Below are 20,430 nucleotides of genomic sequence, written 5' to 3' on the forward strand. Positions count from 1 at the left end.
CGTCGCTGATTTTGCCCTGATTTTCCGCTGTGCACGCGGGTTGTCGCTTGCACTATGGTGCCGTGGTTGTGCGCGTGTTATAAAAGGTTAATACCCTGTAGCTATCTGGTGCTGCGGGCTGGCCTGTGGGGAACTGCTTAACGTGTTGAAGTTTGGACAAAAAATAATCAATCGCGGCTTGATGCGTGCGCCGGATCTACGTTTTGCCGGTGCCGCTAGTCTGAGGGTCGGGGAAGGTGAAGTCGCTCCACCCTCTGGACTGGATCGCAGCGATGTCGAGGAAATCTGGGCAAAGGCAGCGGGTATGCACGATAGCGGTATGCACCCAATGGTCAGTATGTGCATGCGCTATAAGGGCGATATTGTGCTCCATCGCAGTATCGGGCAAGCCCGGGGCACAGAGGGTGCCGGGCCGGTGATGGCCGAGTTGGATACCCCGGTTTGCCTGTTTTCCGCGTCCAAGGTGGTCATTGCCGTGCTGGTGCACAAAATGGCCGAAGATGGTCTGATCGACCTGTTGAACCCGGTCAGCTACTACATTCCGGCTTTCGCACAGAATGGCAAGGCGAACCTGTCGGTATATCAACTACTGAGTCACCGAGCCGGTGTGCCCGGAGTACCTGAGGGCACGCCAACGGCGACGGTGTTCGACCATGATGCCACGGTGCAGCTGATTTGCCGTCAGGCCTCGCTGGATAACGACGGCCGAATTGTCGCCTATCACGCCCTGACCGGCGGCGCGATTATGGCCGAGCTGATTCGGGTGTGTACCGGTTTGGGGGTCAATGAATACCTTGATCAGGTGATACGCCAGCCCATGGGGATGCGCTATTTTCGCTACGGTCTGGCGGCGGAGGATCAGCCCCAGGTGGCGCAGAACTTCACCACCGGGCTGCCGAATTACTCGCTGCTGGGACGGCATTTGCGCAAGGTGCTGGGCAGCGATGTTGAGAATGTGGTGCGCGTTTCAAATTCCCCGCAGTTCCTCGATGCTGAAATTCCTTCCGCCAACCTGTATGCGACGGCTGAGGAAGCTGGGCGCTTTTTTCAGATGTTATTGCAGCAGGGGCAGTGGCAGGGTAAGCAAATATTGTCGCCACTCACGGTCTTTCATTTGGCTCAGGAGGCGACGCCGCCCCAGTTGGACAAGAGTCTTATGTTACCCATGCGCTACAGTGCGGGCACAATGCTGGGGGGGCGACGCGTCGGTTTGTATGGCTTGAACACGCCCTATGCCTTTGGCCATCTGGGTTTTTCCAATATTTTGTGCTGGGCGGATCCTCAGCGCGACCTGTCGGTGGCGGTGCTCAATAACGGTAAACCGGTCATTGGCAGCCACTTGAAAAGCCTGTTGGGCTTGTTGTATACCCTTGGTAAGGCGTGCCCGCAGCGCCGCGATATGACCTTCTGGAACGAGAACATGGGACATTTTTCCCAGCGAAAGATGAAAGAAGCCGCGATGCAGGCCATTAAATAGCGGTCGTGTATAAACACCTATGGCTGTTTGCGCAACGACTTGCTACGGTGTTTGCAGAAGTCGAACAACTAGGGCGACGTAAGGATGATCATGTCTTCAACTTTGAAAAAACTCGAAAAGCAGATGTCAGAGGCGCAAAGCTACCAGCAATGGGCCGAGCTGGCGCGGGATCATGACCGCTGTTCGGGGCGAGAACACTGGAAAAAGATCGATAAAACCAGCCTATACGACTACGCTTCGATTCGCTCACGGCTCGAGCGTTTGCGTTATTTTCGCGAGAACAACGACAATATCGGCCTGCTGTTTACCCTTAACGAGGGTATACACGGCAATATGGGGGGCATGGGGCAGCCAGTGCTGTATACCCGCTCGAAGTTCGGCACCAAGCAGCTGATAGAAGATTATATCGACGCCATTGTCGATGCGCTGGACCATCTTGCGCGGCTGGACTGCGACACCCCGGGGTTTGTCGAGCGGCTGGATTTTTTCCGCCGTGCCAACAAGTGCTACGGCAAGTCGGCATTGATGCTCAGTGGCGGAGCGGTGCTGGGTAACTTCCACGTCGGTGTGGTACGCACCTTGATCGCGGAAGGTGTGTTGCCCGATGTCATTTCCGGGGCGAGCGCCGGTTCGCTGATTGCCGCGGTGCTGGGCACTCGCACCGACGAAGAGCTGGGGTATTTCCTTGATCCGGAAAATTTGATCAAGGAGTTGGGCATGGAGGTGGATCTGGTCAACAACGGGCTGTCCGAGACGACGCCGCGGATCAACCACCGCTTGCTCAAGGAAAAGATCGCCCAGCTTGTGCCCGATATGACCTTCCAGGAAGCTTTTGAAAAAACCGGTCGTCATATCAATATTTCAGTGTCACCCTCGGATGTACACCAGACCTCGCGGCTACTCAATGCGGTGGCCTCACCCAATGTTTACATTCGCAAGGCAGTACTGGCTTCCTGTGCCGTGCCTGGGATATTTCCGCCAGTCATGCTCGAAGCCAAAAACGTACACGGCCACCCTCAGCCTTATCTGGCGACCCGTCGGTGGATTGACGGTTCGGTCAGCGATGATCTTCCTGCCAAGCGCCTGGCACGCCTCTACGGTGTTAACCACTTTATCGTCAGCCAGACCAATCCGTTGGTGCTGTGGTTGTTGCAGGACAACAAGGCCGTGCAATTCGGTGTGGCCAAATCCCTGCAGGGAGTGGTTATGCGCGGGATGAAGGACTGGATCGATGCCAGTAACACGCTGATCCAGCGCTATTTCAAGAATTCACCGCGGATTCGCCGCATGGCCAATCTGACCAATGCAATTACACGGCAAAAATACACCGGCGACGTGAATATCATTCCCCGCTACCGGTTTTTTGATCCACGAAAGCTGCTGACAGAGCTCAATGAAAAAGAGCTGCTCAACTTGATCCATGAAGGGGAGCTGGCGACCTGGCCGAAGGTTGAAATGATCCGTCGCAGTACCAAGATCAGCCGTAAACTCGCAGAGATACTGGAGGCGTACGAGGCTGAGGAAATGCAGCGTCTGGGCAAGGCTCACCATCACCTGGGGGCAGAGATGCCGCGCAGCCGCCGCGCCTGACGGCTCTTCCGGTATATCTTGGTTGCATCACTCCAACTCTGCCCGCTGTCGCGGGCAGAGTCGTTTTTGAACCCCCGAAAGGTGGATTGCGCTTATGTCTCGTATGCATAATACTGCGCCGGCAAGATATAAGGAGAGCGTATTATGGCTACTGAATTTACTCCCGTGCTATCGACCCTGGGGGGTCTGCTTATTGGTGCCTCGGCACTATTGTTGATGTGGTCAATGGGCCGCATTGCGGGGATATCCGGTATCGTTTCCGGTGCCGCTATGGAGGCCTCAAGCGAGCGCAATTGGCGCCTGGTTTTCCTGCTTGGCTTGATGTTGGGTGGCGGGCTCGCCGCTCTTCTGTTTGGCTCTCTCGACGGTGTGCAACCGGTTACGTCAACCGGCTTGCTGGTGGTCGCGGGTCTGGTGGTTGGTGTGGGCACGGCGATGGGCTCAGGCTGCACCTCGGGGCATGGTGTGTGCGGTATTTCTCGGTTTTCTCCGCGCTCGATTGTGGCAACGCTGATATTTATGAGTAGTGGGATCGTTACCGTATTTGTGCTGAGACATCTGCTGGGGGAAACACTGTGAAGTATTTCTATGTATTGCTGTCCGGTATTTTATTCGGCCTGGGTATCGCGGTGTCGGGAATGGCCAATCCCGCAAAGGTGCAGAATTTTCTCGATATTTTCGGCACCTGGGACCCGAGCCTGGCGCTGGTAATGGGTGCGGCGTTGTTGGTGGTGACGCCGGGTTACCGGCTGATATTCAGCGCGCAAAAGCCGCGCTTCGCCGAGACATTTTCACTGCCGCAGAAGTCCGATATCGATCGCAAACTGGTTGGCGGCGCGGTGTTGTTTGGTGTGGGTTGGGGGATTAGTGGCCTGTGCCCGGCGCCGGCTCTGGTCGCGATGCTGACCGGCATTGGGCAATTTGTCATTTTTGCCCTGGCGATGCTGACTGGCATGGTGTTGTACAAGCAGTTTGTGCTGCTGCAGGGCTCGGTAAATACGGCTACAGTGAATACAGAGACAAATAACGATAAGCGCTAGCGCGCATAAGGAGCAGATATGGCGGTCACTCGGAAATTTAATCAACCCCTGGCCACAGTGTGGGCTTTGATGTGCGACCCGGACTTTAGGGTAGAGCGGTGTCTGGCCCTGGGGGAGCACAGCGCAGAGTGTGATGTCACCGAGGACGAGGGCGTCGCCACCGTGGTGATGAACCGCGTTGTGTCGCGGGATCCGCCATCGGTGCTGAAGAAAATATTTAACCCCAAGCAATCGCTGATGTTCACCGAAAACTGGAAGGAAACTGCCGACGGCTGGGTGGGGAGAATGCAGATCGATATCAAAGGCCAGCCGGTGACCATTACCGCGGAGATGTCGCTGACCGGGGACGACTCAGCTTGTGTCTACACGGTAGACCACCGCTGCAAAGCCAAAATTCCACTGGTCGGCGGCAAGGTGGAAAAGTTCGTGCTCTCCCAAACCGATGATGGGGCCGCGGACGAGTTGAATTATCTCGAAAAGAAACTCGACGCCTGAATCGAAGCTAGGCCGCCAGTGGCAGGTGCTGATTGAAGGCCGCTTGCAAGTCTTCGGGCTGTTTTAGTCGTTTGACCCGTTCAAACAGCTGCTGTGCCTCGGGGTAGTAAGTGCGAAGATAGCCTAACCACTGCTTGCTGGGGCCGCCGACATGGCGCGGCGCGCAGCTGATGAGACTGTCTTCAAACAAGCTGAGTAGCAGAGGGAAAATTTCTGCCCAGGGCTTGGCGGTATAAGCCTGCTGGCGTTGCAGGTGTTTGATATGCAATGCCAGGTCGGGCCGTGTCAGCAGGCCGCGGCCGATCATTACATCCTCGCAGTGACTGTCCTCCCGACACCGCCAATAATCCTCCGGGCTCCAGACCTCGCCATTGGCGATAATCGGAATGGCAAACTGTGCTCTTGCTGGCGCGATTTGATCCCAGAATGCCGGCGGGGTGTAGCCGTCGTCGCGGGTGCGGGCATGCACGGTGAGCTCACTGGCGCGGGCGGCGTCTACCGCACTGACCACATTGAGGAAGTTCAATCTGTCGCGGTAGCCCAGACGAATTTTTGCCGTCACGGGAATCTCGCCGGGGCAGGCGGCGCGTATGGCGCTGACAATATCGTAAATCAAGTCAGCTTCGTCCAGTAACACCGAGCCGCCGCGGTGGCGATTGACGCACTTTGCCGGGCAGCCAAAGTTGATGTCGATGCCGGGAGCGCCCAGTTCACAGGCGCGGGCGGCATTGTCGGCCATCACTTGGGGTTCGCTACCGAGCAACTGCACATACACTGGCACGCCGGTATCGGTCATGCCGCCGTTGTGCAGCTCCGGGCAAAGGCGATAAAACGATTTCTCCGGCAGTAGCTGGCTGGTGACGCGAACGAATTCGGTCACGCAGCGGTCTATCCCCCCAAGAGAGGTAAGCAGCTTGCGCATGCGGGCATTGACAACCCCTTCCATCGGGGCGAGGTGAATCTTCATAGTGGGCAATTCGGTGAAATAAGCGCTTTGGCGACGGGCTGATTTGCGCGGCATTGGTTGCCGAGCATTCGGTTGCAGGGCAATAGTGATAGAATTCGGCGCCAATATGGCGGGATTGTACCGTGTCATTGGTTCAATAGGCAGTATTCATCGTGGGTTTCGGTAACAGGTCAGTGTAGATGTCAAATAATAGCGCCCCTGTCGTTAAGCGGGCAGTGGTTAAATGGGGGGTTATAGCGGCTGTACTGGTCGGCTTGATCGTTGCGGCGTTTGTTTGCCTCGGGCCGTCGACGGAGGTGAAAAAAGAAGAAGCTGAAATCTTCGCCACCGATGATGCGCAGTGGTTTGGCGCCGACCCGGTTCGGGGCAGGGCTATTACCTTTTACGGCATTCGCGAGCAGGACGGTCGGCACGAGGCAGTACTTGAGGTCGACGGTCGGCGGGTGGTGGCCGTCGAGGGCGACACCCTGATTCCTCCCTGTGTGTCGCTGTATAAAATGTATTCGGCGGCAGTATTGCTGGATATCTGCGGGGCCTTTGGCCTGCTGTCGCCCTATGGTGAAGGCGGCGTCCTGGACAGCGCTGTAGTCAAGGAGCTCAGCCTGGGTCGGGGTGAGGGTGTACCGGTAGTGGGGGTTCAGGATCTACGCGGTGATCCGGCGGTGACCCGGCTGGTGCGGGAATATCATCAGCGCTTGTTCGACGCGCCGCTGTCATTGCGCGGCCAGGTTGAGATAAAAATGAACAAACAGAGCAGTGGCGAGCGGCGTTATTTTATCTTTCCCGGAGACGATCCGCGGGTTTTCGATACCTTGCCCCTGCACCACGGCGACCGAATTCACGCGGTGAACGGGGTGGCGCTGTCCGAAGCCGAAGCGCTCAGCGATCTTTACACCCGGCTTGGCGAAACCCGTCAGCTCGCTGTTACGCTGGAAAAAGACGGCCGCTATCGGGTTGTGCTGATGTCCCTATAAGGCAGCTTCCGGCGGCGTTGCTCCCCCACTTGGGTGAGAGACAGGGGCCTGGTCAGAGGGCACAGTGACATTTCGGGCGACACCAGCGGTGGCGAAAGGACCAGAATACGGAGGTACAGCGACAAATGAGTGACTACAAGCGTTGGGAGTGTGTAATTTGCGGCTTTATTTATGATGAGGCCGAGGGCTTGCCCGATGAGGGTATTGCGGCGGGGACACGCTGGGAGGATGTGCCCGAAGACTGGGAATGCCCGGACTGCGGTATCAGTAAGTTTGATTTCGATATGATTGAGGCCTGAATCCCTTCTTCCCGCCTTCGTCCCCTCAGCCGCGCGGCTGAGGCCGCAAGCGCTATTGGTCGCCAACGCCGGGCTTGCGCCAACTTTGCGTATTGACACCGCACCAAATTCACTGTGCCTCTGTTACACTAGGCCTCTTTCGATCAGAGTCTATGGGTATAGCTGAGGACCTTATGAACAAAATCAAAGGCTTATTACTGCTGACGGCTATTCTGGTTACGGCTGCCTGCGCGCCGGAAGTGGGCAGCGAAGCGTGGTGTAAAGCAATGAGTGAAAAGCCCAAAGGCGACTGGACGGCGAACGAACTGTCTGACTACACCAAAAGCTGCGTGTTTAAATAACATCTGAACGCCATGCACTGCTTGCCGTGGGCAGGCCGTGCAGCGAGCTTTAAGCGCCACGCTGTCCGCGACTTTCGCAGGGCAATAAATCAGGCTTGGCCAGAATGTTTAACCAAAGCGTTACAGCAAGACGTTAAATTGTCACACGGAAGTTTTTTGGTAAGAAAAATGTCATATATTTTCTCTACTATGCGGCGCTCAAAGGGGCTGATAGGGGTTTTACAACCAGGTGGATAGATCAGCACTTCTCAAACACGCCCTGAGTCCGCGCTCTGTTAAAGTGGTCTCTGCACTTCTGCTGCTTCTCGCGCTTTATCTGCTTTCCGGTTTGTTCTGGAACGTCGCTGCGCTGTGGCGTGGACCGCAGCTGGCGTCGGTTTCAAATCCGGCGGGCGCGGCGACGCCTACCGCAAGCGGGCCGTCCTACAATGTGCAGTCACTGCTGGCGGTGCCACTGTTCGGCGTGCCACCCAAGGTGGTGGGGCCGGATGTGGCCATCCAGCAGGATGTGCGCCGCAGCACACTTAAAATCAAGGTGCTTGGGCTGATCGCTGGCACCGGCGACAGCGGGGTGGCCGTGCTCCGTCATGGCAGTACCACCAAGGCCTATGGCATTGGCGAAAAGATCGAGGTCCCCGGCGCGGTGAAGCTGTTGGCGGTGCTGGACGATCACATCATTATTGAAAACAATCGCAAGCAGGAAAAAATTGAGCTGGATGAGCGCCGTGTCAGCGCAGGGCTGACCGCCACCGGCACTGCCTCGAATGTTGAACGGGGTGACGACGACGTAATTCGCCTGGATCGGCCGGAAATTACCGAGCTGATCGGTGACCCTCGGGAAGCCGTACAGAACAGCCCACTCCGATTGGCGCGATTTTTCGCGGTTAGCCCGGTGACTGAGGGCAGTACGGTGATTGGCTACGCCATCAGACCCGGGCGCGATCCCCGCCTGTTTGAGGTCATGGAATTGACCGCCGGCGATGTCATTCTGTCGGTAAACGGTCAATCATTGGCGGAAATGGCGCCAACTGAACTGATGAAAATGCTGGAAGACACCAATTCCTTCGAGTTGCTGGTGCAACGCAATGGCACGATTCTGAGTAAAAGACTGGATATATGAAGACAATACTCCCAAGGTTCGTTCTGCTCCTGACACTGTGTATGGGGGCATCGACAATCGCCCTGGCCGAGCGTTTTGCGCTGGATATGCAAAATGTAGACATTGGCGAATTTATCGACACTGTCGCCAAGCTGACCGGCAAGACCATCGTGGTTGACAGTCGGGTGAAGGGCAAGGTGAGTGTGCAGAGCCACCGCAAGCTCGACGCCGACGAGCTGTATCAGATATTTCTGCTGCAACTGGGGGTTGAGGGTTACTCCGCGGTCGAGGTCGGTGATGGGCTGTTAAAGGTTATTCCCAATCAGGCGGCCAAAATTGAAGGTATTGAAGTGCAGGGCAGTCGCTCCTCGCTGGGGCGCAGCGAATCGATTATCACGCGGATCGCCCAGGTCGAAAATGCCGATGCCGACGAACTGGTGAAATCCCTGCGGCCACTGGTCGATAACAAGGTCGGCGTGATAACCAGCTATGCCGATGCCAACATCGTACTGATTACCGACCGGGAGTCCAACGTTCGCCGTTTAATGGCGATTATCGACTCGGTCAATTCAGTAGACTCTCAGCTAATGGAAACCGTGGTGCTGCGCAACTCCTCCGCCGAGGAGGTTGAGCGGGTGCTGAACAAAGTCCTGTCTCAGCAGACCCGTAAGCGCGGTGCGTCGAAGCCGGTTGTCGCCGCAGACCCCCGTACCAATACACTGATATTGTTCGGCGACGACGAAGCGCGCAGCTATCTGCGTCAACTGGTCGCCGACCTCGACAGCGAGGTCAGCAGTCAGTCGAATATTCGCGTGCAGTATCTGAAATACGCCAAGGCCAAGGATCTGGCACCGGTACTGAAAAGCATCAGCGAAACCATTCTGAAGGAAGACCAGAATGCCGGAAAAGCCGCAGGTGCCGGGTCTTCCCTTATCAATATTGAAGCCCACGAACAGACCAATTCCATTGTGATGTCGGGCAGTCCCCACATTATCAACGATCTGGAAAAGGTGATTCGGGATCTCGACATCCGCCGCGCCCAGGTGCTGGTTGAGGCCATTATTATTGAAGTAACCGACAACAAGGCCAAGGAACTGGGCGTGCAGTGGCTGTTCCGTGGCGCCGATGACGGTAGTACACCAGCCGGGGCAATCAACTTTGGCGGCGGCGCCTCCGGCACCTCCGGCACCCCCGGTATAATCAGCCTGCTGGCCGGTGGTGACACGGCTATCGCCGCAGCGTCAGGGTTGCGGGGCGCCGCCATTGGCGTGGGTAAAATCACCGATGGCTTCAGTTTTGCCACACTGCTGTCGGCCATTGCCAACGACAGCGAATCCAATATCTTGTCGACACCGAGTTTGCTGACCCTGGACAACGAAGAAGCGTCGATTCTGGTCGGTCAGGAAATTCCGGTCATTACCGGCTCGACCGCAAGCTCCACTAACAACAATCCGTTTCAGACCATTGAACGGCAGGAAGTGGGTATCAAGCTGATCGTAACGCCGCAGATTAACGACGGTGACGCGGTGCAGTTGGGCATTGAGCAAGAGGTGTCTTCCCTGAGCCCCGCGACCAGTGCGGCGGATATTATTACCAACAAGCGCACCATCAAAACCGCAGTATTGGTGAACGACGGCGCGACCATTGTGCTCGGCGGATTGATTGACGACCAGGTTAATGAACAGAGTGCCAAGGTGCCATTGTTGGGTGATATTCCCATCCTTGGACGGCTGTTCCGCGCGGATAATTCCAGTACCACCAAGCGCAATCTGATGGTGTTTATTCGCCCGACCATTGTTCGCGACCAGGCGACGCTGTCTGAACTGAGTGGCCGCAAATACAACTACATTCGCGCCGAGCAGCTGGCCAAGGCCGAGGCGGGAATCAACCTCTTCCCCTTCACTGAACTGGCGGTATTGCCAGAGTGGACGGGAATGGATCCGTCGCCACCGAATCTATTGCCGAAAAAACGGGTACCACCACCGATGGCCCCGGCGGAAAAAGCGCGCGAAAAAGAGGTAGAAAAGCTGGAGCGGGAAGCGGAGCAGGCCTCGCCCCCGCCAGCCGGGCCGCAATCAATGAATAACCTCGATCAAGGAGCCGACACGGCCGCGACGGGTCCCGGTGACAATGCTGATAGCGCAGGTGAGGAAACGCTCAAGCCCAACCTGAGCTGGTACCAACAGGATTGCAGCGGCTTTAACGCCGCCTCAGACAGCTGCAGGGTCTTTGGCTGAGATGTCCCGTCCATTGACTTATGCCTTCGCCCGGAACAATCGCTTGCTGGTTGAAGAAGGGGAGCAGCACCAGCTCACATTGCTGTGTTGTGCCGCAACACCACCGGCAGCGGTGGCAGAGGTTCAGCGGGTACTGGCGCGGCCCTTTGATATACAGCTCTGTGATGAAGCGGAGTTGCAGGAGCGTATCAACCAAACCTTCCAGCGCCAGCAGGGCGACGCGATGTCGGCGATGGGAGATATTACCGATGAGGTCGATCTCGACCGTCTCGCGGAGGAAATCCCCGAGTCCCAGGACCTGCTCGACGCCCAGGACGACGCCCCGGTTATTCGCTTGATCAACGCCCTGTTCGGTGAAGCACTGAAGCGGGATGCCTCGGATATTCATATCGAAACCTATGAAAAAACCATGTCAGTACGGCTGCGGGTTGATGGCATTCTTCAGGAAGTGCTGACCCCCAATCGCCGTTTGGCACCGCTGCTGGTGTCGCGGATAAAGGTGATGTCGCGGTTGGATATAGCCGAAAAACGAGTACCCCAGGATGGCCGGGTGTCCCTGCGCATCGCCGGCCGCTCGGTGGATGTTCGAGTATCGACCATTCCGTCGAACTACGGTGAACGGGTGGTTATGCGTCTGCTCGACAAGCAGGCGGCGCGTATTGATCTCAAGCATCTTGGTATGCCCGCGGCCACGCTGACCCGTCTTACCGATTTACTGCACCAGCCCAACGGTATCATTCTGGTCACTGGCCCCACGGGTTCCGGTAAAACCACCACCCTTTACGCCGGGCTGATGGCCCTGAACGACCGCAAACGCAATATCCTCACCGTAGAAGATCCGGTGGAATACGATATTGAAGGAATCGGCCAGACCCAGGTGCACACCAAGGTGGGCATGACCTTCGCACGGGGGCTGCGCGCCATTCTGCGTCAGGATCCGGATGTGGTGATGCTCGGTGAAATCCGCGATCAGGAAACGGCGGAAATTGCCGTCCAGGCCTCTTTAACAGGCCATATGGTGTTGTCTACCCTGCATACCAATACCGCGGTGGGGGCGATTACCCGTCTGGTGGATATCGGCGTCGAACCCTATCTGATTGCCTCCAGTTTGAAAGGGGTACTCGCCCAGCGACTGGTGCGCAAGCTCTGTCACGACTGCCGCGAACCCATCAAGCTGGACAAGGCCGAGGCACGACTGCTTGGCGATCCGTCTATCGAAGGTCATGGCGCGTTTAACGCCGCGGGTTGCGAGGCCTGTCAGCACACCGGCTATCGCGGCCGGCAAGGGGTTTACGAGTTACTGGTTATCGATCGGGAGCTGGGGGAAAAAATCCACAACCGCGCCGGTGAGCAGGAAATTCTGCGCTACTGTGGCGACCGTATGGATACCCTGATGTCCGAGGGGCGGCGTTTGGTGCTTGAGGGCCAGACCAGCGTTGATGAACTGCTGCGCAGCGTGCGTGAGGGTGTCGATGCCGGCGTTTGAGTACAAGGCTCTGGATGGCGCGGGGGCGAACAAACGCGGCATCATCGAGGCGGATTCGGCGCGGATTGCCCGGCAGATGCTGCGCGACCAGCAATTGTTTCCGGTGGAGGTCAAGCAGAGCCGCGACAAGGGGAAAGGCGCGGGGCTGAGCTTGACTACCCAAAGCGTGGGTATCGCCGACCTCGCCCTGTTTGTGCGTCACCTTGCTACCTTGATTCAGGCGGGTATTCCGGTTGAGGAGTCTCTGGCGGCCACCGCCAAGCATACCCGCAAAGCCTATTTGAAGCGGGTGATTCTCGAGCTGCGCTCACGGGTGCTCGAGGGGCACTCGTTGGCCGATGGTCTGAATGACCACCCGCATATTTTTAACTCGGTATTTCGGGCGTTGGTGAGTTCCGGTGAGAAGTCCGGCGACCTGGCCCAGGTGCTGAACCAGCTTGCCGAGTACACCGAAGACAGCCAAAAGCTGCGTGGCGTGATTGTTCAGGCGGCCCTCTATCCCATCGTGCTCTGTGTGGTGGCCATTGGCGTTATTGTGGCCTTGATGACCTACGTTGTACCCAAGGTGACTGCCCAGTTTGATCACTACGATCAGGCCCTGCCCTTGCTCACCCGTATATTAATTACCGTCAGTGACGGGATCGGCAGCTACTGGTACTGGGTGGTGGCGCTGATCGTCGGTTTCATCGCCGGGGCGAAGTGGTGGATGACCGATCCCCAGCGTCGCTTGCAGGCCCACCGGGCAGTGTTGAAAATTCCCCTTTGGGGGCTGCTGATGTTGGAGCTGGATGCCGCCAGAATGCTGCGCACACTGGCTATTTTGTTGTCCTCGGGGGTGCCGTTTCTGGAAACCCTTAAGGTATCCTGCGGTACCTTGAGCAACGAGCATCTGAAACAGAGTATGGACCGCGTGCGTGAGCAAGTGCGCGAGGGCAAGAGCTTCAGTCGCTGCCTGCAAGATGAAGCCGAATTGCCGCCGATGGCGGTGTATATGATTTCCAGTGGTGAGTCCAGCGGTGAGCTGGAGGACATGGTGCAGCGCGCCGCGACCAACCTGGAACGGGAGCTTCAGGCGCGGGTGCAAATGTTTGTCAGTCTGTTTGAGCCACTGTTGATTGTGGCTCTCGGGCTGGTGGTGCTGTCTATCATTCTGGCAATCATGCTGCCCATATTACAATTGAATAATCTTACCCAGTTCTAGGAGGTCTACGTGGTATCGCGCAAGCTGAACAGTGGCAATCAGCAGGGTTTTACCCTGTTGGAAATTATGGTGGTGATCGTCATCCTCGGGCTGTTGGTGGCAGTGGTTGCTCCCAATGTCTTGCAGAACCAGGACCGTGCGATGGTGGAAAAAGCCCGGGCGGATATTTCGGTGCTTGAGCAGGCTCTGGATATGTACAAGCTGGACAACCATGTTTACCCGACCACCGACCAGGGATTACCGGCGCTGGTGCGACGCCCCGAAACCAGCCCCCAGCCGAAAAACTACCGCAGCAACGGTTATATAAAACGCTTGCCGGATGACCCCTGGGGCAATCCCTATCTTTACATTCAGCCCGGCGAGCACGGCCCCTATGACCTGTACTCTACCGGTGCCGATGGCGAAGAAGGTGGAGAGGGACTGGCCAGTGATATCGTCAACTGGCAGGAGTAAACACGCCGGCTTTTCGCTGCTTGAGCTGATGGTGGTGATCTTCATCATCGGCCTGCTGAGTGGCGTTGCTGTGCTCACTCTGCCGGATAAAGGCGGCGATGCCCTGTTGAATGAAACTCGCGCGAAGCTGGTGGTTGCTCTGCGCAATGCCCGTTCCGAGGCGGTATTCAGCGGGCGCAGTATCGGCCTGCTGTGGACCGGCAGCAGCGGCAGCTTTCACCTGTTGACGGCGGAGGGCTGGTCGCCGATTACCGTGGGTGTGCTGGCCCGCTCCATCGAAACCGATAGCAATGTGCGTTCTGATATTTCCCTGTCCGGTGAGCCGCTGAAAACGGTGGACGACACCGACGGCAAACGCTTGATGACCCCGCAAATTCTGTTTCTTGGCGATGGTCAGGTGACACCCTTTGTGTGGCGGCTGTACACCAATGATGGCGAGTCTGTTGAATTTTCCGATAGCCTGCGGGTGTCGCAATGAGGGGTGGAGGACAGCGGGGCTTCACCTTACTGGAGATCATGGTGGCACTGATGATATTTGCCACCGCCGCGGTTGCCTTGAGTAAAAGCCTGAGCGAAGCCACAGTCAGCACCGGAGAACTGGAAAAACGCCAGTTTGCCGACTTGCTGGCGAATAACCTGCTGATCGATATCTTGCGCGAGGGCTACGGCAATCACAATGCCGGTGCGGAAACCCTGGCGGGCTTCGACTTTACCTGGACCCGGGTCGTCTCGGATACACCTCATCCATCAATGCAGCGGGTGGATATCAGTATCCAGCTCGCCGGTGACGGCGACACCCTCGCCAGCCGCAGCGCGTTTCTGCAAAAGTAGAGGGGATATGTCTGCATCTGCGCGCGATCAACACGGATTCACCCTTGTCGAACTGCTGATTGCCATTGGCATTATGGCCCTGCTCGGGGCGTTGGCCAGCATCATGCTCAATGGCGCCCTCAGCAACCAGCAAATCGTTGGCGAACGGCAATATAAACTTGAGCGGGTTGCACTGGCCCTGCATATCATGCGCCGGGACCTGGAGCAGTTGACCCCGAGGGTGGGCCGCGATGAGTATGGCGACCCTATGGCGGCGCGTATTGTTGCCGAGCAGGTTGGCGAAAACAGCGAAATGCAATTTGTTCACGGTGGCCGTCGCATTCTTCCCGGGCAAAATCTGGGTAGCCGGTTGGAGCGGGTGCGCTATCTTCGCGAGGATGGCGAACTGATTCGCTATAGCGCGGCGGTGGCCGATCCCACCGGTAACACCGACTGGCAGAAGCAAATCCTGCTGGAGGATGTCGATCGCTTTGTGGTGGAGTTTTACGACGGCGCCCGCTGGACCAATTTCTGGCCGCCCAGTACCCAGTTGAACGCGGTACAGCCAGCGGGATTGCGGGTGGTCATGGATGTCGGGCCGTGGCCCGATATTAAGATGAATGTTCTGTTGCCGGAGTTGGCCCAGTGAGGGTGGGGCAGGCGAGGCCCCCTGGCCGTCAGCGCGGTGCGGCATTGCTGACCGTGCTGCTGATGGTATCGATCATGCTGGTGCTGTCGGTGAATCTGGTGGAAGGGGTGCGCTTTAATAGCCAGCGCCTGTTCAACCAACGGATGATGGACCAGGCCTTTTGGTACGCACTCGGCGGTGAGCGTATTGCTGCAATGGCCCTCGAGGACGTTGCCGGTGAGTCGGTGATTGCCCTGCATCAGAACTGGGCCCGTAAAGATATTGTGTTTCCGGTGGATGGCGGCTCGATTGCCGGGCTGATCGAGGATCAGCAAGCCTGTTTCAATGTGAACAATTTGTATTTGGCGGACAATCCCGATGGGGAGCTGCCGGAAAAGACCGGCTCGGAGCTGTTGCTGGAGCATCTGTTCGAAAATCTTGAGCTGGATGTACAGCGGGTGGCGTTTATTGTCGGCAGATTGCGCGACTGGATCGACGAGGACTTTACTCCGGAGGGGGTGTACGGCGCAGAGGACCTGAGTTACAACAGTGCTGACTATCCCTACGTGCCGCCCAACCGGCCCATTGAGTCCCTCAGCGAAATGTCGCTGTTTGCCGAATTTGAGGCGGAGGAGCGGGAGCGTTTGCTGCCCTTGCTGTGTGCCTTGCCCGAGGTGAATACCGCGATCAATATCAACACCCTGACGGTGGAGGATGCGCCGCTGCTCGCGGCCGCAATCGGCAATGTGCTGGATGTGGAAACGGTGCGGGCGATTATTGAAACCCGTCCGGAGCGAGGCTGGGGGGAGGTGGCGGACTTTGTTACCGCACTGTCTCTGCCCGGGGAACAAGCGATTCCGGCTAAGCTGTTACCCTTGCTTGGGGTGAATTCACGCTATTTTCTCGGCCTGGCCGATGTGTTTTACGAGCAGCGCCAGCTGCGCATCTATAGCCGATTTGTGCTGCAAAATGGCAAAATTGTCGCTTACGGGCGGGAATATGGAGAAATTTTTTGAGCGATCGATTATTTGTCGAGCTGAGTGCCGAGCCCGGTGGAAGTGTGTCCTGGCTGCTGTGGAATACCGTCCGCCAGTGCGCAGTGGAACAGGGTGAACTGGAAAGTGCCGACCATTTGTCTGAATTAGCTGAGCAGTGGGGGGCGCTGTCGTGCTATGCGCTGGTGCCTGGAGAATTGGTCAGTTGGCATCAGGTGAGTCTGCCCAAGGGCGGGCGCGTCGGTCAGGCGGCATTGCCCTACCAAATGGAAGAGCGCCTGTGCAGCGACCTGGACAGTGTACATATCGCCCACGGCGTGCTCAGTGCCGGCGCTGATAATGATGTGCTGATTGTTGATCGCAGCCACATGGATCGCTGGTACAACGAATTACGGGGAAGTGGTCTTAAGGTCGCTGGGCTGTTGCCGGACTACGCCGTATTGCCGGAAAACGTTGCGGTACTTGACGGCGAGCGGGCTGCGGCCCACCTGCCCGGCGCAGCGGTGGCCATGGGGCAGGCGGGTTTCTCGGTATGGTGGCAGTTGGCCGCGGTAAATAGCGAAGCCGTGCATTGGTATTGTGCCCAGGACGCGGCACTACCCGAATTCGCCGCCAATGCTCCCCGGTATTTTCAGCATCGCCTGAACATTCTGGCAGAGTCGTTTGCGCCATGGTCGGTGAATCTGCTTAGCGGTGACTATGTTATCAAGGCGGAGCGCAGCGGCGAGAGCCGTCGGCTGAAGTGGCCGTTGATATTGATGTTGGCGGTGTTGTTAATTCACTGGTTGGATCTTGGCATCGGCATTATTCGCGATCGCAACCAGGCTGAGGCCTACGACAATGCCATGGCGGATATTTACCGGGAGACGTTTCCGGGAGCCAGGGTGGTCAATGCGCGTAGCCAGATGCGCAGCCAGTTGAATGCCTTGCAAGGCGGTGGCGATGACAGTCGCTTTATGCCCTGGCTTGACCGTCTCGTCGGAGCCAGTAAAGGGGCAGAGGGGATAAAAATTCTGCAATTGCAATTCGATCAGCGGGAAATGAAACTCTCGGTGGCGGCACCGAGTTATGACGCCATCGACCTGTGGGTTGCGCGGCTGGCCGGTGCGGGTTTCGATGTGAACCGCGGCGCTTTTGGCCAACTCGACAACGGCATTTCCGGCCAGTTAGAGCTTCGGGAGAAAGCACAGTGATGAAATCCTTAAGCGCGATGTTTAATGGCCGCTCCGAGCGTGAACAGCAAATCCTTGCCGCCGGGATCTTGGTCGGAATTCCACTGCTGGTTTATCTGTTGATCTGGCAGCCCCTGCTGGATGGGCGCCGCGCGGCGGCGGAACGGCTTGAGCAGCGTCAGCAGTCCTACATCTGGATGCAGAATGCGGCGGCGCAGATACGCGCGGCTCAGGGCAGCGGGCAGCGGCTGGCGTTTACCGGTTCCCCCCAGCAGCAAATTACCAGCGCCGCACGTCAGTACTCGATCAATATCAGTCGTATCGAACCGCAAAGTGGCGGCCGCTACAGTGTCTGGGTGGCGCGTTGCGACTACAACAACGCGGTACAGTTTATTGATGCATTACTCGCCTCCGGTATTGCCCTGCAGTCGCTGTCGATGAATCTGCTGGACGTGCCTGGTAATGTCTCGTTGCGTTTATCGCTGGGAGGCGAAGTGTGAAGAAGTTTGTCGCGATTGCGGCATTGTTGCTGTTTTTTATCGTTTGTCTGCTGGTTAAAGCGCCCGCGTGGTTACTGACTACGGCAGTTGATGGTCGCGTTGCCGGCCTGGAGCTGGGTACGGTATCCGGTAGCCTCTGGCGGGGTCGGCTGGAGCAGGCGGCCTACAATGGCGTTGCGGTGTCCGGTATAGACTGGCAGCTACGCCCCCTGGGCCTGCTCGCTGGGCGAGCGTTGTCCCTGAGTGTTGAACAGCCCCTGCAAGCCAAAGCCGATATCGGATTTGTGGGCACCTCGAAGTTGCGTATCTTCGATCTGCAGGCCAGTGGCAGCTTCGCGCCTTTGCTCGATGCTGTCGGCCTGCCGACGATGGGCTTTGACGGCCGTTTTAGTGGCGCTATCAGTCGCGCAGTGCTTGAGCGGGATGGTTGTGAAACCGTTACCGGGGATGCGGTACTTGAGAGTATCAGTGGCGATATTGATGGTATCGACAGTATCGCTCCGGTGGGTATCGATCTGGGTTGTAATAAACAACAGCTGGTGGTTACCGTCGATGGTGATAATCCGGCCCAGGTACGCGGTGTGGTGCAACTGGCGGTAACCGGGCGCGCCAGCGGCAATATTCAAATCAGTCCGCCGCCAGGGAGCCCGCTGTTTCGCAGTTTGAGTCAATTTGTCGGCCGGCCCCAAAACGGCAAGGACTTTCAGTTGCGACTCTGATCCGGGGTCTGCTATCCATGATCGGATCAGCGGAGATTCAATTCCTGTTAAACGGCCCGAGTCCACATTGCTCCAATAGTGCACTGGCGGCCGCGACATGCTTTCGCTGGAGGTTGAGGTGTTGGGCCAGCGCGCTGCGGCGTGTGGCCCGCCACTGCAAATAGGCCCTGGGGGGCACCTGCCCTCGCGTCGTCATCGCGTCGAAAATCTGTTGTTCTATCTTCTCGGTGACGGTTGTCAGCGCATATTGGTGGCGGTTGGCCAGGCTGGCGTCGCGCTGTATCTCTCCGACAAACCGCTGTTGCAGCAAGCCTTGAAACTGCCTCGCGGCGGCGGTTGGGCGCCCCGTCAGGCATAGCGGCCTGCCTTCGAGGCGCTGTTGTAGCAGATCGATGCTCGCGTCAAGGCCAGCCATGCTGTTCGCGGTGAACGCCAGCAGAGCGCCGCCCATCCCCAGCTGGATCGTAGCCAGCAATGCATATATTTCCTCGTCATCGACCTGCCAGTGGGCAGGTGGTGATGGTGTGTCGGCGTGGGCCAGCCACTGCTCTTGAAGTGACCCCCAGCGATTCAGCGCCGTTACCGCCACATCGTCGTGCCGGGTGGGGTAGTCAATTTCCCCCCGTGGGCGTTGCCACAGACTGCGAAACTCGGGCCCCGCGAGCAAGGCCAGGTACAGAGCATGGGGCAAAAAGCGCTGTTTCTGCGCCTGAGCGGCGCGCAGTGCGGTAATCAGGGCTCGGTCGGTTTCCGGGTGGAGTTGCGCGATACAGCTCTCTACATTGGACAGAAAGTGCAAGTTGAACAGCAATCGTGCACTCGCGTCGGCGTGCTTCCCCAGTATGCTGTTGCGCTCGGCCAGAACCTGGGCGAGGCGGCACTCGCGGAGGCGTAAAAACTCCAGCAGATTGATCTGGCTGGTGGGTATCTCGACACCGGCGGTAAGGTCTCGCTGAGGGGGGAGGTGTGGAAACTCTTTGTTATCCTTTGCGGAGGCTGAGCGGTCCAGCACACGGGATAATGCCGCGGTGTAGTTGTCCCACTGTTCGGCGGTGTCAGAGCGGTCGGCGCAGGCGCTCAGGGCGCACAGACACGCCAATAGGGGTACCTTGAGGCACCGGTGGGCCGATGATAAAAAGCGCTTGAGTCTCACGGCATTTTAGCGGAAGTTGTTCACGGTATCTGGCTGCCTCGCAGGGGCGTGGGGCAAATTGGGGTCAAAGTGATGACCTCAACCATACACAGTGCGGTGTGTTCGCGCCAGTTGGGCCGTCTTTCCGGGAGCGCCATGTTAAGTGAATTGAATCTGGCTTACGTTGACCTTGAAACCACCGGGGCACGCGCCGCGGATGATCGGATCACCGAAATCGCGGTGGTGACCGTGCGCGGCGGCAACGAACTCGCCTGGGAGTCGCTGGTGCAGCCCCACTGCGAAGTGCCACGCTTTATACAGCAGCTTACCGGCATTGATGCGGCCTTATTGGCCGGTGCGCCGGATTTTGAGCGCCTTGCAGAGGATCTGCTGCGACGGTTGGAGGGCGCAGTACTGGTCGCCCACAATGCCCGTTTCGACGCCGGGTTCTTACGTGCCGCCTTTACGCGCTGCGGTTTGCACTATCGGCCCAAGCGCCTGTGTACCTTGAAACTCGCCAGAGCGCTGTATCCCGACTGGCCCCGGCACGGTCTCGATGCGCTGTGCATGATGATCGGCTACCACCGTGAACAAAGCCACCGGGCAATGGCCGATGTGCGCGCGATGATGGTCTTTGTCGAATACGCCGTCGCCGATCTCGGAGAAGACCGGGTGTTCAGTGAGATCAGTATACAGATGAGCCGTGGTGGTGGGGGGAGCAAACGCAGGGTTGCGGGGCCAGAGTTGTCACCGAGCAGATCTAAGTCGTGAAGCGGCAGCCGTGTTGCCTTACAATGTCGCCCCTGAATGGCGCG

General features: G+C 57.7%; 23 protein-coding genes. 21 read left to right on the forward strand and 2 right to left on the reverse strand.

Annotation, left to right across the window (positions count from 1 at the left end; all coding sequences use genetic code 11):
* Window positions 1-142 precede the first annotated feature (142 nt).
* The 5 genes from HCU74_RS05300 (at window position 143) to HCU74_RS05320 (ending at window position 4,602) form a co-directional block, all read left to right on the forward strand.
* Entirely contained in the window at window positions 143-1,477 is a 1,335-nt protein-coding gene (locus HCU74_RS05300; protein WP_168449383.1) for a serine hydrolase, read from the forward strand.
* A 90-nt stretch (window positions 1,478-1,567) separates the two neighbouring features.
* Window positions 1,568-3,067 (forward strand): DUF3336 domain-containing protein, encoded by a 1,500-nt coding sequence (locus HCU74_RS05305; RefSeq protein ID WP_246864471.1) that lies wholly within the window; start codon window positions 1,568-1,570, stop codon window positions 3,065-3,067.
* A gap of 144 nt (window positions 3,068-3,211) precedes the next feature.
* Window positions 3,212-3,646 (forward strand): YeeE/YedE family protein, encoded by a 435-nt coding sequence (locus HCU74_RS05310; protein WP_168449384.1) that lies wholly within the window; start codon window positions 3,212-3,214, stop codon window positions 3,644-3,646.
* The gene (locus HCU74_RS05315) at window positions 3,643-4,107 is read left to right on the forward strand and encodes a DUF6691 family protein (protein WP_168449385.1); all 465 of its coding nucleotides are present in this window, start codon (window positions 3,643-3,645) and stop codon (window positions 4,105-4,107) included. Before HCU74_RS05310 ends, HCU74_RS05315 begins: the two co-directional genes overlap by 4 nt.
* Before the next feature lie 18 nt (window positions 4,108-4,125).
* On the forward strand, window positions 4,126-4,602 hold the full coding sequence (locus tag HCU74_RS05320) for a DUF2505 domain-containing protein (RefSeq protein WP_168449386.1): 477 nt from the start codon (window positions 4,126-4,128) through the stop codon (window positions 4,600-4,602).
* Window positions 4,603-4,609: 7 nt separating this feature from the next.
* Here HCU74_RS05320 and HCU74_RS05325 read toward each other — a convergent pair whose 3' ends face one another.
* Window positions 4,610-5,623 (reverse strand): tRNA dihydrouridine synthase, encoded by a 1,014-nt coding sequence (locus HCU74_RS05325; RefSeq protein ID WP_428480333.1) that lies wholly within the window; start codon window positions 5,621-5,623, stop codon window positions 4,610-4,612.
* Between the two features lie 125 nt (window positions 5,624-5,748).
* Here HCU74_RS05325 and HCU74_RS05330 point away from each other — a divergent pair, with 125 nt between their 5' ends.
* From HCU74_RS05330 to gspN, 15 genes are all read left to right on the forward strand, one after another.
* Window positions 5,749-6,543, forward strand: coding sequence for a hypothetical protein (locus HCU74_RS05330; protein ID WP_168449387.1), 795 nt, complete (start codon window positions 5,749-5,751; stop codon window positions 6,541-6,543).
* A 125-nt stretch (window positions 6,544-6,668) separates the two neighbouring features.
* Window positions 6,669-6,842, forward strand: coding sequence for a rubredoxin (locus HCU74_RS05335; RefSeq protein WP_168449388.1), 174 nt, complete (start codon window positions 6,669-6,671; stop codon window positions 6,840-6,842).
* A gap of 173 nt (window positions 6,843-7,015) precedes the next feature.
* Window positions 7,016-7,183 carry a DUF3012 domain-containing protein gene (locus HCU74_RS05340; RefSeq protein ID WP_246864472.1) on the forward strand — a complete coding sequence of 56 codons (168 nt, stop codon included), beginning with the start codon at window positions 7,016-7,018 and terminating at the stop codon, window positions 7,181-7,183.
* Window positions 7,184-7,412: 229 nt separating this feature from the next.
* Window positions 7,413-8,303 carry a type II secretion system protein N gene (locus HCU74_RS05345; protein ID WP_168449390.1) on the forward strand — a complete coding sequence of 297 codons (891 nt, stop codon included), beginning with the start codon at window positions 7,413-7,415 and terminating at the stop codon, window positions 8,301-8,303.
* Window positions 8,300-10,519: a type II secretion system secretin GspD gene (gspD, locus tag HCU74_RS05350; RefSeq protein WP_168449391.1), complete on the forward strand. Its 2,220-nt coding sequence runs from the start codon at window positions 8,300-8,302 to the stop codon at window positions 10,517-10,519. Before HCU74_RS05345 ends, gspD begins: the two co-directional genes overlap by 4 nt.
* A gap of 1 nt (window position 10,520) precedes the next feature.
* Window positions 10,521-12,005 (forward strand): type II secretion system ATPase GspE, encoded by a 1,485-nt coding sequence (gene gspE / locus HCU74_RS05355; protein ID WP_168449392.1) that lies wholly within the window; start codon window positions 10,521-10,523, stop codon window positions 12,003-12,005.
* Window positions 11,992-13,206 (forward strand): type II secretion system inner membrane protein GspF, encoded by a 1,215-nt coding sequence (gene gspF, locus HCU74_RS05360; RefSeq protein WP_168449393.1) that lies wholly within the window; start codon window positions 11,992-11,994, stop codon window positions 13,204-13,206. Before gspE ends, gspF begins: the two co-directional genes overlap by 14 nt.
* Before the next feature lie 9 nt (window positions 13,207-13,215).
* Entirely contained in the window at window positions 13,216-13,659 is a 444-nt protein-coding gene (gene gspG, locus HCU74_RS05365; protein ID WP_168449394.1) for a type II secretion system major pseudopilin GspG, read from the forward strand.
* The gene (gspH, locus tag HCU74_RS05370) at window positions 13,634-14,137 is read left to right on the forward strand and encodes a type II secretion system minor pseudopilin GspH (protein WP_168449395.1); all 504 of its coding nucleotides are present in this window, start codon (window positions 13,634-13,636) and stop codon (window positions 14,135-14,137) included. Before gspG ends, gspH begins: the two co-directional genes overlap by 26 nt.
* Window positions 14,134-14,490: a type II secretion system minor pseudopilin GspI gene (gspI, locus tag HCU74_RS05375; protein ID WP_168449396.1), complete on the forward strand. Its 357-nt coding sequence runs from the start codon at window positions 14,134-14,136 to the stop codon at window positions 14,488-14,490. The genes gspH and gspI overlap by 4 nt, the downstream gene beginning before the upstream one ends.
* Window positions 14,491-14,497: 7 nt before the next feature.
* Entirely contained in the window at window positions 14,498-15,118 is a 621-nt protein-coding gene (gene gspJ / locus HCU74_RS05380; protein ID WP_168449397.1) for a type II secretion system minor pseudopilin GspJ, read from the forward strand.
* On the forward strand, window positions 15,115-16,113 hold the full coding sequence (gene gspK, locus HCU74_RS05385; protein ID WP_168449398.1) for a type II secretion system minor pseudopilin GspK: 999 nt from the start codon (window positions 15,115-15,117) through the stop codon (window positions 16,111-16,113). The genes gspJ and gspK overlap by 4 nt, the downstream gene beginning before the upstream one ends.
* A complete protein-coding gene (gene gspL / locus HCU74_RS05390) occupies window positions 16,110-17,285 on the forward strand; it encodes a type II secretion system protein GspL (protein WP_168449399.1) in 1,176 nt (391 codons plus the stop codon). The genes gspK and gspL overlap by 4 nt, the downstream gene beginning before the upstream one ends.
* Entirely contained in the window at window positions 17,285-17,764 is a 480-nt protein-coding gene (gene gspM / locus HCU74_RS05395) for a type II secretion system protein GspM (protein WP_168449400.1), read from the forward strand. The genes gspL and gspM overlap by 1 nt, the downstream gene beginning before the upstream one ends.
* The gene (gene gspN / locus HCU74_RS05400; RefSeq protein WP_168449401.1) at window positions 17,761-18,483 is read left to right on the forward strand and encodes a type II secretion system protein N; all 723 of its coding nucleotides are present in this window, start codon (window positions 17,761-17,763) and stop codon (window positions 18,481-18,483) included. The genes gspM and gspN overlap by 4 nt, the downstream gene beginning before the upstream one ends.
* Before the next feature lie 37 nt (window positions 18,484-18,520).
* Here gspN and HCU74_RS05405 read toward each other — a convergent pair whose 3' ends face one another.
* A complete protein-coding gene (locus HCU74_RS05405; protein ID WP_168449402.1) occupies window positions 18,521-19,582 on the reverse strand; it encodes a DUF3080 family protein in 1,062 nt (353 codons plus the stop codon).
* Window positions 19,583-19,708: 126 nt separating this feature from the next.
* Between HCU74_RS05405 and HCU74_RS05410 the strand changes: the two genes are divergently transcribed.
* Window positions 19,709-20,386 (forward strand): 3'-5' exonuclease, encoded by a 678-nt coding sequence (locus HCU74_RS05410; RefSeq protein ID WP_168449403.1) that lies wholly within the window; start codon window positions 19,709-19,711, stop codon window positions 20,384-20,386.
* The last annotated feature ends 44 nt before the right edge of the window (window positions 20,387-20,430 follow it).

Source organism: Spongiibacter thalassae (genome assembly GCF_012272835.1).
GTDB lineage: Bacteria > Pseudomonadota > Gammaproteobacteria > Pseudomonadales > Spongiibacteraceae > Spongiibacter > Spongiibacter thalassae.